This window comes from Paralcaligenes ginsengisoli (assembly GCF_054781135.1).
In genome coordinates, this window is the sequence record NZ_BAAGUZ010000039.1 from 71906 (window position 1) to 87589 (window position 15684).

13 protein-coding genes are annotated in these 15684 nt (G+C 50.4%); 1 reads left to right on the top strand and 12 read right to left on the bottom strand.

Translation table 11 applies throughout. The annotated features are described in order from the left end of the window. Window positions 1-1554 (bottom strand): glucose-6-phosphate isomerase, encoded by a 1554-nt coding sequence (gene pgi, locus ACYVIS_RS18540; RefSeq protein WP_460874719.1) that lies wholly within the window; start codon window positions 1552-1554, stop codon window positions 1-3. Window positions 1555-1735: 181 nt separating this feature from the next. On the opposite strand from pgi, the gene rfbB reads away from it, so the two are divergent. Next, window positions 1736-2794, top strand: a complete 1059-nt coding sequence (gene rfbB, locus ACYVIS_RS18545; protein ID WP_460874693.1) for a dTDP-glucose 4,6-dehydratase — start codon at window positions 1736-1738, stop codon at window positions 2792-2794. 390 nt (window positions 2795-3184) lie between these two features. Here the strand turns inward: rfbB and ACYVIS_RS18550 are convergent, their stop codons facing one another. The 11 genes from ACYVIS_RS18550 to ACYVIS_RS18600 are packed head-to-tail and all read right to left on the bottom strand — an operon-like array spanning window position 3185 to window position 15433. Continuing rightward, window positions 3185-5161 (bottom strand): hypothetical protein, encoded by a 1977-nt coding sequence (locus ACYVIS_RS18550; RefSeq protein WP_460874695.1) that lies wholly within the window; start codon window positions 5159-5161, stop codon window positions 3185-3187. 31 nt (window positions 5162-5192) lie between these two features. Then, on the bottom strand, window positions 5193-6170 hold the full coding sequence (locus ACYVIS_RS18555) for a lysylphosphatidylglycerol synthase transmembrane domain-containing protein (protein WP_460874696.1): 978 nt from the start codon (window positions 6168-6170) through the stop codon (window positions 5193-5195). Further along, window positions 6170-6772, bottom strand: coding sequence for a formyltransferase family protein (locus tag ACYVIS_RS18560; RefSeq protein WP_460874697.1), 603 nt, complete (start codon window positions 6770-6772; stop codon window positions 6170-6172). The genes ACYVIS_RS18555 and ACYVIS_RS18560 overlap by 1 nt, the downstream gene beginning before the upstream one ends. Then, window positions 6772-7965 carry a DegT/DnrJ/EryC1/StrS family aminotransferase gene (locus tag ACYVIS_RS18565; RefSeq protein WP_460874699.1) on the bottom strand — a complete coding sequence of 398 codons (1194 nt, stop codon included), beginning with the start codon at window positions 7963-7965 and terminating at the stop codon, window positions 6772-6774. Before ACYVIS_RS18565 ends, ACYVIS_RS18560 begins: the two co-directional genes overlap by 1 nt. After that, window positions 7962-9515, bottom strand: coding sequence for a hypothetical protein (locus ACYVIS_RS18570; protein ID WP_460874701.1), 1554 nt, complete (start codon window positions 9513-9515; stop codon window positions 7962-7964). The genes ACYVIS_RS18565 and ACYVIS_RS18570 overlap by 4 nt, the downstream gene beginning before the upstream one ends. A gap of 3 nt (window positions 9516-9518) precedes the next feature. Continuing rightward, on the bottom strand, window positions 9519-10292 hold the full coding sequence (locus ACYVIS_RS18575) for a class I SAM-dependent methyltransferase (RefSeq protein ID WP_460874702.1): 774 nt from the start codon (window positions 10290-10292) through the stop codon (window positions 9519-9521). Continuing rightward, window positions 10289-11614 carry a polysaccharide deacetylase family protein gene (locus ACYVIS_RS18580; protein WP_460874703.1) on the bottom strand — a complete coding sequence of 442 codons (1326 nt, stop codon included), beginning with the start codon at window positions 11612-11614 and terminating at the stop codon, window positions 10289-10291. The genes ACYVIS_RS18575 and ACYVIS_RS18580 overlap by 4 nt, the downstream gene beginning before the upstream one ends. Continuing rightward, entirely contained in the window at window positions 11607-13499 is a 1893-nt protein-coding gene (gene asnB / locus ACYVIS_RS18585; RefSeq protein ID WP_460874704.1) for an asparagine synthase (glutamine-hydrolyzing), read from the bottom strand. Before asnB ends, ACYVIS_RS18580 begins: the two co-directional genes overlap by 8 nt. After that, window positions 13487-14329, bottom strand: a complete 843-nt coding sequence (locus tag ACYVIS_RS18590; protein ID WP_460874705.1) for a class I SAM-dependent methyltransferase — start codon at window positions 14327-14329, stop codon at window positions 13487-13489. Before ACYVIS_RS18590 ends, asnB begins: the two co-directional genes overlap by 13 nt. Then, on the bottom strand, window positions 14322-15119 hold the full coding sequence (locus ACYVIS_RS18595; protein ID WP_460874706.1) for a glycosyltransferase family 2 protein: 798 nt from the start codon (window positions 15117-15119) through the stop codon (window positions 14322-14324). Before ACYVIS_RS18595 ends, ACYVIS_RS18590 begins: the two co-directional genes overlap by 8 nt. Next, window positions 15116-15433, bottom strand: a complete 318-nt coding sequence (locus ACYVIS_RS18600) for a UDP-N-acetylglucosamine 2-epimerase (RefSeq protein ID WP_460874707.1) — start codon at window positions 15431-15433, stop codon at window positions 15116-15118. Before ACYVIS_RS18600 ends, ACYVIS_RS18595 begins: the two co-directional genes overlap by 4 nt. Window positions 15434-15684: the final 251 nt, after the last annotated feature.

The window sequence follows — 15684 nt, forward strand, 5'->3', positions numbered from 1 at the left end:
CTACTTTTTCAACGAATGGGCAAATTCCTGCACCCAATGCGCCGTCGAGGCATCGTGCCCGCCAGGGCCCTGTTTACCGGACAACTCCGCCATAATCCCCTTGGCCAGCACCTTGCCGTACTCCACGCCCCATTGATCAAACGGATTGATGCCCCAGATCGCGCCTTGTACAAACACCTTGTGCTCGTACAGCGCCAGCAGGGCACCCAGCGCATAGGGGCTTAGTCTGGGCAAGACAATCAGGCTGGAAGGTCGGCCGCCCGGGTGCACGCGATGCCGGGCCAGCCATGCCGCCTTTTCCTGCGGCATGCCTTCGGCCAGGCACTCGGCCAGCGCGGCTTCGTAGGTCTTGCCCTTGAGCAGCGCCTCGCGCTGCGCCAGGCAATTGGCCAGCAGGCTTTTATGGTGTTCTGCCCAGCCATGGTCGGCCGCCTGGCAAACAATGAAGTCCACCGGCGCGCCATCGCTGCCCTGATGCAACCATTGAAAGAATGTATGTTGCGCATCGGTGCCTGGCATGCCCCATACCGCCGGCCCGGTCGGTACGCCCACCGGATCGCCGCCCAAGCCCGTCGATTTACCCAGAGATTCCATTTCCAGTTGCTGGATGTACGGCACCAGACTGGCCAGACGGAAATCGTACGGGGCAATGTTCAATGACCCATAACCCAGCACGCTGCGGTTGATAATTCCCGCCACCGCCATCTGGATGGGCGCGTTTTCAGCTACGGGGGCTTGGGCAAAATGCGTGTCCATGGCGGCCGCGCCGGCCAGCATGCCCGCCACTACATCCGACCCCACCGCCAATGCGGTGCTCAAACTAACCGAGGACCACACGGAAAAGCGCCCACCAACCCAGTCCCACAGTTTAAAGATGTGCGCTTCGGGCACGCCCCAGGCCTGGGCTACTTCCGGCCTTGCGGTAATGGCCACCACCTGCTTATAAGGGTCTTCGATGCCGGCGCCACTTAACCATTCCAGGGCTCGTTGGCCGTTCTGCAAGGTTTCGGCGGTGGTAAAGGACTTGGACGCCAGCACAATCAGCGTATCGCGCGGATCCAGCCCGGCCAGGCCGCCAGCAATGGCATGGCCGTCGATATTGGCCACAAAACGCACATTGCGCCACGTGCCCGCGTAGCCGAAAGCGCTGACTGCCAGGCGCACTCCCCAATCGCTGCCGCCTATGCCTATATGCACGATATTGCGCCAGCGGCGTTCCGAATCGGCCAGACGGATGAATTCATTCATGCGCTGCCGCTCTGCGGCGACCTCGGCCACGGGTGCCGGGGCGCGTAAAGCCGTATGCCAGGCGGCGCGATTTTCGGTGGTGTTGGCGATTTGGCCCGACAAAAGCCGGCTGCGAAGCGCCTCGAAATCCCGCGCGCGAAGCAGTGCGGCGGTGCTGGCGGAAAGCGTGGGAGAGCTGCCTTGTCCGCTAAGATCCAATGAAATGCCCGCCGCGGAAATCAGGCGCAAATCGCCAGCATGAACCGATGCCGCGTTCGCGGCAGCCAAAAACGCGGCCCATTCAGGTAGCTGGGTCAGGGGGCGCATAGAGGAAGGAGCTATCGTCAAGTACGTATTCCCATTCGTGTATTTTTATAATGAAACGATTGTAATGCCTATAATTCGCCATGTTCTTCCGGCGCTTGCCTAATCCCTTTTCGGCCATAATCGAGAAATATTGGGCAGTCAGGGATTATCTGCTTAACACTTACGGATACCGATCGCATAAATGAAAATTCTCGTCACCGGCGGCGCCGGCTTTATCGGTTCGGCGCTTATACGCCATATTATCGGCAATACCGCGGATTCGGCCGTCAATCTCGACAAGCTCACCTACGCCGGCAACCTGGAGTCACTGGCGGGCGTGGCGGATAGCGGGCGCTACGTTTTTGAGCAGGTCGATATCTGCGACCGGGCCGGGCTTGAACGGGTATTCGGCCAGCACCAGCCCGATGCGGTGATGCACCTGGCGGCTGAATCCCATGTGGATCGATCCATCGACGGCCCGGCGGCTTTTATCCAAACCAATATCGTGGGTACCTACACTTTGCTGGAAGCGGCGCGTGCATACTGGCAGGCAATGGACGGGCCGCGTAAAGCCGCGTTTCGTTTCCACCATATTTCCACGGATGAGGTGTTCGGCGACCTGGAAGGCACAGGCTCGCTTTTTACCGAAACAAGCGCTTATTCGCCCAGTTCCCCGTATTCCGCCAGCAAGGCCAGTTCCGACCATCTGGTGCGCGCCTGGCAGCGCACTTATGGCTTGCCGATTTTAATTACCAATTGCTCCAACAATTACGGACCCTATCATTTTCCTGAAAAACTCATACCCTTGATGATTCTCAATGCCCTGGAGGGAAAGCCATTGCCGGTGTATGGCCAGGGCGAGCAGGTGCGCGACTGGCTGTATGTGGAAGACCATGCGCGGGCCCTGTACGCGGTGATTTCAGAAGGGAAGATCGGCGAAACCTATAATATCGGCGGCCATAACGAGAAACAGAACATGGATGTCGTGCGCACTTTATGCGAATTGCTGGAGGTATTGGCCCCCAACAAGCCCGCCGGCGTGGCGCGCTACAGCGACTTGATTACGCATGTGAAAGACCGCCCCGGCCACGATCTGCGTTATGCGATCGACGCCAGGAAAATCCAGCAAGAACTGGGCTGGGAACCGCAAGAGACTTTTGAAAGCGGTATTCGTAAAACCGTTGAGTGGTATTTGAATAACCTGGAATGGTGCCGCCGCGTGCAAGATGGCAGTTATAGGCGGGAGCGCCTCGGTATCTAACAAAATAGAACTATTCGTATAAATAAGGATGGTTAAAGTATTACATTAACTGTTCTTCAGTTTGATCTTACTGAGAATGTGTAGTCGCAATTATCCGTTCAATTTGTGTGTTTCATCAGCTATAGCGATCAATACCCCTGGGTATTCACATTTAGGCATTTGCCGGACTAGAGCTTCGAATTCGGTTGGATTTAAAAAATCGCGTATTAGTTCTACTTCTTCCTGACAGCTGACTTATGCCTTGGCGATGCTAAATAGTCTCGATATATAACGGAGGCTTCCTGCAGGGTGGTGTTTGTACCATCAATACCGTGATCGGGTAGTAATCATGGGCTTATCAAATATCACTTGTAACTCCCTTTTTGTTTCACCTGTTGTTTTGTGTGGGTCTTATTTCGAGACGCTTGCGTCCCGCGCCAGTTTATATACTATAAAACTATGGTTTTCGAACACGGACTGAAACGGATACTTCTTATGTATTGCCTGCCTTGACAGGACTAGGTAGTCAATACCGTATTTGGTTGACATGTTGGTGAACCAGTCTGGGTCCATATTATAAAAGCGCTTTAACACATCACCATTAAGCTTATCGAAACCTGCGAGTTGGTTCGGCGAATAAGTATGCAGATAAGGGCCTAGGTCTATCCCGAGTTCGTCAAAACGTTTTTTGCCTTCTAGATAGTTTGCCTTGCGGGAGTCGTAAAGCCAGCTAGTGTGAAGCCATTCACGAAGATTGCCAAACGAACTACGTGATGAAAAATCACGCCACCCATAATAGATTGTGGGATCAACCATGAACAAGGCTGTAGCCGGAGTATGTGCACGTGCCCAGAGTTGCGTTGCAAGATAGTCTTCTCCCCTTTTCCGATATGAGTCAGCTGGTAACTGTTCTCGCTGCCACAAAGACGAAAAGTATGCAGAAGTTGCTAATACTGCTACTAATATCAGGTTTCGACCTGCAAGATTTGTTTTTTTAATGAGTCCAAAGGCCCACCACAGGACGCTCAAAGCGCCTATTCCTGCAGTCATGGACCAAAAGTGGAAACTGCCCGTATAAGCGCTATAGTGTTGGGGTTGGATAATTCCAGCAATCCAAAATGCGCCGCCAAGCAAGATTACGGCGATGCTTAGCGTGAGTGGTGTCAAACGCACTGGCCATGACCATGTGCCATTTAGGCGAGTGAGTGTGCCAGGAAGAATCAGCAATAGAGTCGGGAGTACCGGAAACCCCGGCTTTACAAAAAAAGGAGAGAGAAGCACGGCACAGGCCAGTGCTCGACGAAGAGGGGAAGTCGAAAAGATCTCGTTTACTAGCCCACATACTGCAATTGCAAGGGCAATGAGTATCATCACAGCACTTGCCCGTGGGAGCGCCAGTTTTATCAGCGCCGGAATAGGTACGTACACCGAGATCAGAAGGCCAGCTCCTACAAGTACACTCAGTAGGAGAAGTCCGGCTAGAATTGACAGGCAACGACGATCATCCTTGCAAATACTTGGTAGATAGTAGGTGGCAATAGCAAGTAGACATAGCAACGGTAGGATTCGTTGATCATGCTGAGTAGTCAATGTTCCATAATCTATAGGAAAGAAATGGAAACTGAATGCTCGAGCCATATCTACCCAGACTTGGGGATCGATTGCGCCGGAAGACACATCTGTGCCTCTGAACTTCAAGATCCACCATGCCAACGAAACTGCTCCAAACATGGCGATGGCCGCGGTCAATCTGCGTGGTTCTGGAAGAGGCCGCTCAACCAACAAGCAACCAAGCGCAAACGCGCAACCCATTAGGGCCATTATTGGGTGAACGGTCAGACTGGCCGCAAACAATAATGCGGCTGTTTGAATTCGCCCTCGCAAGACGAAAGCGATACCGAGCAACCTTAATCCGTCTGCTACGTTGTAGAACAGGCCCCAAAAAAAAGGAGCGCCAAAATTGGACAAATCCATATCTCGCGCAGGGCTTCCAATCACTAATATCGCGAACAGGCACGGGGCAATCAATGAGGTGTTGGAAGCGATGGTTTGACAAAAATATACCGCGCATATAGCAAGAAACACAATCTCAAACAAAATCACTACCGGGATCAAGCTTTCTGGGGATATGCCGAGCCACTGTTGAGCCAGCGGGTAGATCTGCATGAAAGACGATTTGTCGTAGAGTTCGACGCCACTTGGAAAGTCGCGAATAAAATTTGCCGGGTGAGTCAGATGCGCCACCCAATCCATTGCGGACCAGCCTGATAAAGCGATGCTCCAATTGATGTCGGGAAGTTTGAGCAACCAAATCCGGAGACAGATCGCCCCGAGCACAAACACAGGGAGTACTTGTTCCAGAGTGAGCTGTATTTTTGGTCTGAGCATGGGTATTTTCAGTATCTTTGCGTCAAAATGTTTATTGGGCTTGCCGCGCGGTGGCACGCAGCTCTGCGACTAATGCCCACAATCCGATTCGCTCTGTCAGCATGATTATCAATGCTAATATTATGGGAAGAACCAACTGCGCTACATGGATAGTAACGGCCAAGGCCAGAGCGTCGGCAAAGGTATAGCCTAGCGATGTCAGAGCAAAAACGGCTGCAGCTTCGTATGTGCCTAAGCCGCCAGGCAATGCAGGCACAGCTCCACCGATAGTTGTACAGACGAACACCAGTAGCGCTCCATATATACCTACTTCCACACTCCCAGCCAAATCCAGTATCAGGTGGATATTCAAGAAGGACAGCCCCCAAACCAATAAACCAAGCCATAAGCCGTGCGCGAAAGCCCGGTCAGTCAGTGTTGAGGCAAAATGCGAGTGGGTTCTTTCAATCAGATTACCAACCCTAGGCCAGGGCAAGGCTTGAGCCAAAGACAGAATGCCTCTACGGCCCCATAAAGCCACGCCGATAATAGTTATTGTCAATACGGCAAATAGAAAAACTGCAGTTTTACTGACCATCGCGAAAAAGAAAAGCAGGCACAGTACCCCAAGAAGCGTGAGGATGATTAAATCAACAGTACGTTCTAGAAGAACGGCTGATACCCCAATGCTCATGGGAACATTGGCCCGATTTCGTAAGTAGGTTGCTTTAAGTATTTCAGACAACCTGGCAGGCAACAGAAGATTCAATCCCTGTGACAAGGTGACCGCTTTTGTCACGGTGAAATAAGATAAGCCTGGCGTGTCGATTAGTACGGTGTGGCGGATGCCCTGCAAAATGAGACTAATCAAGACCACTGGCTGAACCGCCAATATCGCCAGGGAATGCCGTAGATCCAGGATTCTCAGCGCAGGCTCGACCGCGCCAGAGAGCAGTATGGCGCCGGCGATCAACACTACTAAGCTGGCTTTTAGCCATGAAGCGTTCAATAAATGCTTGACGCGGAACACTATTTCTTCATCCCAATATCCGACCGCAAGGTTCGTTGAAGGAGCCTTAGGCCTGCGTTGTAAGCAATACGTTCATTTGCGCAATACGATAGGTTGGGGTCGAGTGTAAAAGGTTCTGTGTCAAACACTGTGCCTGAGTCAATCGTAGTGGTTACCTGGTGCAGCGTAGCGCTCTGATCCATCACTCCATTTCTTAATGCCCGAGCTATTGAGCCTAAGCCTCCGAATTCGGGGATTTTTGCGCAGTGAATATTCAAGAGTGGAATTTCATACGAAATCACTTCTTTATTGATTACAAGGCCTGCCCTGAATAGAATGACACGATTAGGCTGATGCTTATTAAGTAGGGTCAGCAAATCTTTATTGTTTTTTATTCTCTGAACAGAGGCTGGCACGTTGCGAGTATTACTACGTTGGCATTCACAAAAAAACATTTTCAACAAAAGGAGGGCGCTCAGCCTCCCTTTCCACATAAGCCTTGCCACTCTATGGAGATTGGTAGATTCGTCCCTGACAATTACAGGGTTCGTCGCTGAAAGCTCGGGTAAGGTAAAAACCGACCCGGCGACTTTGTCGCTTCCGAGAATGAGCATTGTGCTCATTAGTTGGGCCTATGGGTGAAAATATTGCGGGTGGATTGTTTCATGTTTACTGAGACCGGCAAGTTAATTGTCGTTCGGCTTGACAAGCTGGAGTTAGGGCAATTGGAATAATTCGATTGATACCCATGAAGAAGCGGAATGCTGTATTGAATCAGCGTTCCTAGGTGCACTCCTTTTTTTGCCAGATCGTTGACCACTGCCGCACGGTCTGGCACACGAACTACGTAGTGCGAGTAGGTTGCTCCATTTATGATAGGCGGAAACACCCACCCAGCTTGCTTTTCCATATGCTCTTCAAACCATATTGCATTAGCGCGATGGCGAGCAATGATGGCAGGATATCTCCGAAGTTGAGCCAAGCCTACTTGCGCCTCTACATCTAGCATTTTGTCTAGATAGTCAGGAGGAAAGTGAATTTTATCGTCCAAGTGATAGGATTTTGTAAGTCGGTTCAGTAGTGGCGTTTTTTCTTGAAGCCACCATGTCAGACCGTAAATTTTGTTATTGAAAGCAATATACACGGCTAACAGATATAGCCGTCTTAACAGAGATTTGAATAAGGTTGGCCGTTTGTAATGCTGATCGCGCCAGTTCCTTACCTGATTGGCCAATGTCTTGTCTTGAAAAGTTAGCATGCCGCCAAATATGGACGTCATGAGCTTGCTAATATTGAACGCATAGACGGCCACATCGCCTGATGTGCCAATCATGCGGCCTCGCCAATTCGCTCCAAAGGCGTGGCAGCAGTCTTGCATTAGCCAGATCTTGTGTCCGTAGCGCGCTTCGGCATCCTTGATGATATCTTCAATCCGATCGATGTCTTGCGGATAGCCAAAGGTGTGAGTGGCGATGATTGCACGAGTGTTCTGGTTTATGGCGGACGACATTAGGTCCAAGTCCATGTTGTAGTCGTCGAGTTGAATGTCAACGAAGCGAGGGTGGTTGCCGCTTAATGTTACAGCGTGAGCTACGACGGAGCAGGTATAAGCCGGCATGATGACTTCTGCGTTTTCAATGCCGAGAGCTTTGAAGAAAGCCCATTGTGCGGAACGGCCATAAGGAAAGGCGACTGCGTCGACGGCCTGGAAAGCTTTGGAAAACTCACTTTCAAATTTTGTTACTGCGCCTTTATTAAGACGAAATAATGCGAAAAATTCCGACCAACCAAGCCAAGGTTTGAAGCGGGGGATCATGGTGCTGTACCTTCATCCTGAATCTGCCAGTATCCTTGGCTGGCCATGTGAATGGGAATGAACGGTCCGAGGTCGATGATTTGGCTATAGCCTTTTGGCATACTCAAAACATCGTTAATCGATATGTCTGGACCGAGACGGATACAACGCATATTGGTCGCAGGCCAGCGCGGGCGGCGGGTTATTAGCAGATGTACAAGTAGTTGCTTGATCCGCTCCCGCAGAACGGGGATGTGAAAAACGGTGAGGCAGAGCATACGCAAAGCCAAGAATTGCCTAGGTGTTGGTATTTGTTTAGGCATGGGCGATAGGGAGGCACGGATGGTAAGGCCATTTTCATCGGGTGTAACTTCATTTTCGGGCGTAAATGTTTGCGTGCTTCCAAGCTTGCCATTAGGGTGTTTTACCAATACCCCGGAGTTGATCAGCATTAGCTTGCCATCCCGGAAATGGATAACAACGCCACCTTTGTGAGTGTTTATTATTGTGTAGTGATTGGGCCCGCCATCAATGATCAATCCTGCTTCGGTAAAATCGACGCGCCCGATCGATGATTGGCAGGGCAGATGCAGTTGTTGATTGATTGGTCGAGAATACAGGGTTGCGGCCCAGCACCAAGCGTTGAACATTGGCACCAGATTGGGCTCATCCATGGTGGAGAGCGTGACAACGGCATGTCGCTGTATGCTTTCGCGCATGAAAATGGCAAGTGACGCCGCCTCGGTTATTTCATTTGATAGGGCTTCCAGCCCTGCCGGATAATAAAACCGAGTGCAGCGGCTCCCATATAGCCCGCCGAATGATCCATCTGGGTGTGCAAAGTGCCAGAGAAACTGGATGCATCGGCGTAGCGGCTCACGTAAGCCCCAGTCGGGCCTGCATTGATGAACATCGGCAAGATAATAGATGCAAAGTGACTGGTAACCGGGATCTGCCCCTTCATATTCCTTGAGCCAGCCTTCGTTAGACTGGTTGTCGAGAATACGTTGTAACAACTTATGTGCTTTGTCCTCTGCCTGAACGTCTCCGCTCAAACTGTGCCAGCGTGTCAGTGCGGCCACGGCTGTGGCCAAATGATTGGAAATTAGCGCATGCGTTTCGTCCGACTTGACCAGATACGCGATCATTGGGTGGATAATTGCCAGCCAACGCGAGCGTGTTGGCTCGTCAAGCTCATTATTCAGCAAATCGATGGTGCATAAGAGATCGAAAGCAACCAAGGCGGTGACGCAGTAAGAGCCCTCATTGGGAAAGGCTTCTTCAAGACTACCATCGCGCCGAGTCAGTGCTTTTGCGCCAGAAAACAGGGAATCGATTCGTTCTAGAAATTGTTGCCGAGGGGTAGGATAAGGCCACATGCCATGGCGCCAGAGGCGGGCGAGGCCATGAGACGCTCCTTGAAAAGTACCATTACCAAAATCGATCAATCCCCAGGCCCAATAATAACGATCACCCATTCCGAAGCTTTTGTTTGACCGGTCAGTATCGAATAAGGCGAGCAAGCGCGGTAGAACGCTTTCGATTTCTTGAAGATAATGATTTTCAGCCATAGTTCAGTCCGATTTCTGATAAACGTACCGGATAACGAGGTTGAGATCCAAGCTGGGCAACCAGGATAAAGGCCAGTATTCCGCATGCCGACGGTCAAATACGTGATCAAGCTCAGTGAGAATCTGATCGCCAAAATTCGGATGCTCCCAGCAAATAATTTTATCGGGGTCGATATTTGTATTTTTTTTGAACCAACGCCTAGATGTAACGAGTCGCCCACTTCCCCATGCCAACCCGCCTTCTGTTGGAATAGCTCCCGCCAAAACACCGCCGGGCTTCAGTATTCTCTTCAATTCTTGAAGGTAGGGAGCAAGAGGGTAGATATGTTCAAGTGAATAAAACGAAATAATGACATCAACCGAGGCATCCGCCAAGGGAAGTCCTTCGCCTCGACGTATATGCAGAGAGCGAGTCGGCACGCCAGCATCCGCAAGCTTGGCTTCCGCCTTGCGAAGCATGGCTTGCTGGACGTCTGCCAAGATGTACTGGGCGGGGCGCTCCCGCCAAAATGCTATATGGCGAATATCGCCGGGGCCTATTTCGAGAACTGTCTTGCCAATAAGGTCGACTTGGCGCATCACTTCATAGCCTGCATCATTGACCTTCATGCCGATGCCTTCTCGCTGGTTTGCTGCATAAAACTCGAGATAGGTCGTCTGCCATTCCTTCCAGCAGGAATCCTGTTCGTTTATTTTTAAGCCCCATTTATCGCGGTCGCCCCACAGCATGGCGGAAATTCGGGCAGGGAGTAGGTTTCTTGCTAGCCAAGTTCTCAAGATTTTATCCGTTTCATGCTTGTCAAAAGGTCATTAAACCCTTCTTGCCATCCATAATCCTGTGTCAGGGTGTGTGGGTGCCAAAGTACCGCGGCTTGCCCCCCAACCGTGGTAACTTCATCAAGCCAATGGGCCATGGATATTTGACAATCCTGGCTCCCCACTGGTTGATAATCGTAAAAATGAGAATCCATTAATACGGTCGGCAGCGCTTCCAATGCATAGTGGGAGTGCACCCGAGAATTCCATGGGTGCCATTGTAACGCGGCCCCCGTGCGAAAACCCGGGCGATCATTGAACATAAGTGTTGTGTCCAATTTGATACCCGCTTTTTGTTGGGCTAACCAAGTACGATCCCATGAGAAGCGCAGCCAGTGTTGGCGGCATGTTTTTACATCGGCTCCTGAGGTTTTCTCTAGATGCTCCTTTTGATCTTGAATCAAAGCCGGACTTTGCCAAGCATCAAAACTAGGATGCAAACCAATCGTCCAACCTTTTTTTTGAATCGTCCTCATGAAATCTGACAGACGGGTATCAGACAGCGTATAGCCGGGATCGAACAGCCAGCGTGTAAACGTCTTGTGGCGCTGATCGGCAAAAAAATTGAAATGGCTGCGAATGCCGGTTGCAGCTTCTTGCTCGACAAGTTTGTCGAGCAACCACCAGTCTTCGCTTCCAATCAGAAATCTCTTTGCTTGTTTCAGGCAGGAAATTGAGCGGCGAACGTTACCAGCAGTTATGGCTCGGCCTGCATTGAGCAAGTTGAAAGCGCCTTGTTTGAGGCGAATGGGTAGCGTCTTTGCAACTGCATCCACATCGTGGGTCATGAGTAATTGGGCTCTGGGTTTGGGCCCAAACAATGTTTCCTGCGAGATTTGATCCTGCTGTGCAGCCCACGCTCTGAAAAAGAGAGCAATACGATTTACCCAAGCATGTTTCCAAGCATATGCGTCCCAGCCATGCAAATGGAGGCTGTAGGAATGAATTATTCCGTGATGGCATTCCCAGGCTCGCTCGTGCCAGCATTCGAGCATAAGGAAGGCTGCCAGCCACCAATCAACGTTTTCCATTGATGGGGTATCGGGATTGAGGCATGCTTCGCGTGGGACACCAATCTTGCCATTGACTCCGCAATCAGCGGCCCAGTGTGGCAAAGGAACCAAAGAAATTCGTAAAGGGCCGGCGATGTTGGGAAATGTAAACTCTTTGACTGACAGGGCTGCGATCCGATTTCTACCGCAGGGCCAATAACATTGCAATGCATTAAGGACATGTATTTTGAGTTCTTCGCGGGCAATTGGGCGAAGAAAGTTATTAGGCATCGATAAACCTCTGATGCCAAAGCTCCAAACATAAGGCACCCCATAGCTGGCGCCCTCCGACGCCGTGTTTGGAAAGCATGCTGTCCAGCATTTCCGGTCGAAAAATGCCACGCTCTTTGCTGGATTGGCTCAGCAAGACGTCGCCTACAAATTCTCGCACCGGCCCTGCTTGCATCCACTCTTTTAACGGGACCGGGAATCCCATTTTGTCCTTTCGGTTAAGAACTGTTGGTGGCAACAAGGTGCGAATGGCCTTCTTGAGAATATGTTTAGTGCGACCCGCCTGGAATTTTATGGGAGGAGGCATTGTGGTAACCAGATCGACGATCCGCGTATCCAGCAGAGGGACTCGGGACTCAAGGGAAAACGCCATGCTGACTCGATCTTCTATTTGCAGCAGCGCTGGTAGCTGGGTCTTGAGATCAAAATGGGTCATTTTGTTAATGTAGGAATGAGTGTCCGGATGATTGAAAATTTTCTGGAAGTCAGCAAAAAGTTGGTTTTTATCGAAGGAGGCATAGACATCAGGTGATAGAATCTGCGCCAAATCCTGACTACGATCAATGAGTCGGAAATATCGAGCGTCCATGGACTCGAATAACCCACTGCCCCAAAATTGCGCGAGCAATGGATGATATTGCTTGAGTAGGGGGAGTTGGGGGATGATCGATTCTAGGGAAACGAGGTGCTTGCCTTCCTCCTGTGTTTCGAAGATAGCACCCTTAAGGGCTTGTTCTAGATAGCCTACAAGGTATCGCGCATAACCGCCAAAAATTTCGTCACCACCTTGTCCTCCCAGCACAACTTTGACCTGCTGTCGGGCGAGCCGGCTTACGCAGTATTGTGGGAAGAGTCCTGGCCCGGCTAGGGGCTCATCAAGTGCGTAGATCAGGTCAGGCAGGCAAGAAACGAAATCGTTGGGGGTTGGTACAACTTCAAAGTAGCGGCCTGAACAAGCCTGAGCTTGTGCTTTTGCATAAGCGGACTCATCGTACTGCGGCCCTTCGGTAAAGCGGCCGTGAAACATTGGTAGGGGGGTTTCGAGATGCTGTGCAGCGAGGGCGCAAACAAGGCTCGAGTCGAGCCCGCCGGAAAGGTAACCTCCCAGAGGAACATCGGAGCGAACTTGCAAGCGAATACTATCTTCAAGCAACGCCCGAAGGCGGTCTACAAAGTACTCTTCAGTGTGATAGTGGTCGATTTGGTAGTTCGTATCCCAATAGCACTGCTCCTCAAGAATTCGAGCTCCTGAGCCGCGCATGTAATTGCCTGCCTTGAGTTTGCGAACACCATCGAAGAGCGTTCGGTCTTCAAGACAGAATTGAAATGTCAGATATTGTTGCAGGGCGGTGTTATTGCGGCGCGCCAGTATGTCTGGATGGGCTAGCAGTGCTTTGATTTCGGATGCAAAAACCAACTCGTCGGGCAACAAAGCGAAATAAAATGGCTTTATCCCAAATGGGTCGCGTGCAGCAAGCCAGGTGTTTTGCTTTTTGTCGTGCAAAACAAAAGCAAACATACCGTTTAAGCGTCGAATTGCATCAGCACCTTCCCGGATTAAAAGTTGAAGCAATACTTCGGTGTCAGAAAAAGTATCGAAGTGGCATCCTTGCTGTATCAGCGTTTGACGCAGTTCGAGGTAATTATAGATTTCGCCGTTATAGACGAGGGTATAACGACCATCAGCAGAGCACATAGGTTGGCGACCGTGCTCCACATCGATAATGGCGAGACGGAGGTGGCCAAGCAATGCACTATTTGTGCAATGAACAAGCCCATTGCCGTCAGGCCCCCTGTGAGCAATTCTTGCCAGCATTGTCTCAACAATTGGCAAACGGTCGTCCAGTGGACGGCCGCTACTCAGAATGCCGGCTATGCCACACATGGTTTATGGATATTGGCGTATATCATGAATGGGAGATGGTTATCCAGCCAACGATGTAATTTTCTGGGAACCGCGAGCGGCAGTGCTCGGGCAGGGAAAAAGTGAAAATAGATTTCATCGATTTCGAAATACGGGGAAAGTAACATTTGGAACTCTTTTTGTGAGTAACTTTTACCTATTGGATTGTCCAAGCCGTCATAAAGTCGAACAATTTCATCTACATTGGACTCTAAAAATATTTGCTCACGCCCTCGCCCTTTCAGGCCGCCTCCTAACCATGAAAGAGGGTACCCAGCCCAGCGTAACCAAGGCCACAGGCGAAGGGCCATATTCCGATAATAAACGGAAATGCTGGCGGTGCCGCCAGGTTTGAGTACACGCGAGATTTCGGCTACTGTTTTAGAAGTGTCCGGCGTGTGATGAATTACTCCTTGGCAATTCACATGGTCAAAAGTGCTATCAGAAAAAGAAAGAGCCTCCGCATTTTCTTCTTTAAGCTCGGCCGTTGCTCCATAAATTTCGAGGCGTTGTCGCGTAACTTCCAAAGCTCTTGGTGTCAAATCGGCAGCGACAAGATTATTCAAACCGCGCATGGCAAATTCGGTAGTCCAAAACCCGACACCGCAGCCTAGGTCAAGGATTTTCATTGCTTGCCCATGCTTGCGGGCAGGGGGAAGAAATCTTAAATCGAAACTTCCCCCAAAGCAGTCTCGAATATAGGTGGCACGATGTTCTTCAAAAAACAATTCACTGCCTGATTCGTATCGGGACTCGCCAAACCACAATGGGTTTTCATTCCAGAATTTGCGGACGTCGCCTACGTCAACCATTGCTTCTGTCCCATCTAATATGCTTTTTACGTATGCCTGTACGCCAGCCGCCCCAAGGCCAATGATAAAGAATAGCCATAACGAGATAGCCTAGTGTGGTAACACTACCTACCATCTTGCTGGCACTCTGCTTCTGGTCGTATCTTAATACAAACGGCTCTTCCCCAAACCGGGCGCCTATGAGTTTTAGCTTAACCAGTTTTTCTAGCGTGCAAGTGAAGCCAAGCCCTTTCAATTGAATGAAATTATTTCCATAGAAACTGATCGCATCCTTGATCTTCTCGCCTCGGTAGGCGCGAAAGCCGCAAGAATACTCTTGCAGCCCCGAGATTGGGAAAAACACCTTCATGAATAAATTCGCGCCGCGACTAATAAAGGCGCGGTAGCCGCTCACGCCGAGTTGCCCGCCCCCTGGGGCAAAACGAGAGGCGATAACTACGTCGTAACCTTCGCGAAGTTTTTTGATCAAGCGAGGAATGAACTCCGGCTCATGGGTGTCATCGCAATCAAGACGAATGATTACATCGTCATTGGTAACTAATTCAGCTGCTCGTTCAAAAAGATCGCGAGAGGTCTCACCAAGCCCACGATTAATCTTGTGCTCAATAACATCAAGCGGCATGGTTTTTGTCAATTGATCGAGTTGCACCTGAGTGCTGTCCTCACTACCGTCATTGCAAACCAGAACGCGATAGTCTTCTCCAAAAGCTTCCATTATGTTTTTGATTTTTGGCATGAGTAGCGGCAACGACGCTTCTTCGTTGTAAGCAGGCAGCAAAATGAGAATCACGAGCAGGGCTCCAGAAGTAGTTGAACAATGTGCTCGGCGGCCTTGCCGTCGCCATAGAGCGGTTGATAGGATGTCGGTCGCTGGATTTGAGTGTAGGCGAGTGTTATGCGGTGAGTATCGGCACCTACTAATTGATTCCAGCCAGAGTCGACTGTTTCAATCCATTCAGTCTCGTCACGAGTCGTCAGGCAGGGGACTCCAAAAAAATAAGCTTCTTTTTGTACCCCTTCTTGGCTTTCCCTGATGGCCCGAGAAACTGCGGCAGCTTTGATGAACTGCGGGCGCGCGCCAACAATTGTAATGACCTTTGTCATACTCTTTGCGCCCCTAGTGGCACTCTACAAGCAATAAATTGCTCTTTTTTTTCAAGAACAAGAATCATCAGCAGGCTTATTAAATTTTTTCGTTACTTTCTGGTAAACCAAATAGGTGCATCAGCGTATATCAACTGATATGCTGGCAGCAAGCTGGTTGGGTGTGTGGGGTAATAAGCTATCGCTTGAGTATCAATGTATTCGAGGTTTTTCTGAAAGACCGGCACGCTGTCGAATTTAGAGCATTGGAT

Coding starts and splice junctions, on each gene's coding strand:
- ACYVIS_RS18550 (WP_460874695.1), bottom strand. CDS start 5,161: ATGCTCAGACCAAAAATACAGCTCACTCTGGAACAAGTACTCCCTGTG.
- ACYVIS_RS18600 (WP_460874707.1), bottom strand. CDS start 15,433: ATGACAAAGGTCATTACAATTGTTGGCGCGCGCCCGCAGTTCATCAAA.
- ACYVIS_RS18560 (WP_460874697.1), bottom strand. CDS start 6,772: ATGAGCACAATGCTCATTCTCGGAAGCGACAAAGTCGCCGGGTCGGTT.
- rfbB (WP_460874693.1), top strand. CDS start 1,736: ATGAAAATTCTCGTCACCGGCGGCGCCGGCTTTATCGGTTCGGCGCTT.
- ACYVIS_RS18580 (WP_460874703.1), bottom strand. CDS start 11,614: ATGCCTAATAACTTTCTTCGCCCAATTGCCCGCGAAGAACTCAAAATA.
- ACYVIS_RS18565 (WP_460874699.1), bottom strand. CDS start 7,965: ATGATCCCCCGCTTCAAACCTTGGCTTGGTTGGTCGGAATTTTTCGCA.
- asnB (WP_460874704.1), bottom strand. CDS start 13,499: ATGTGTGGCATAGCCGGCATTCTGAGTAGCGGCCGTCCACTGGACGAC.
- ACYVIS_RS18590 (WP_460874705.1), bottom strand. CDS start 14,329: ATGGTTGACGTAGGCGACGTCCGCAAATTCTGGAATGAAAACCCATTG.
- pgi (WP_460874719.1), bottom strand. CDS start 1,554: ATGCGCCCCCTGACCCAGCTACCTGAATGGGCCGCGTTTTTGGCTGCC.
- ACYVIS_RS18570 (WP_460874701.1), bottom strand. CDS start 9,515: ATGGCTGAAAATCATTATCTTCAAGAAATCGAAAGCGTTCTACCGCGC.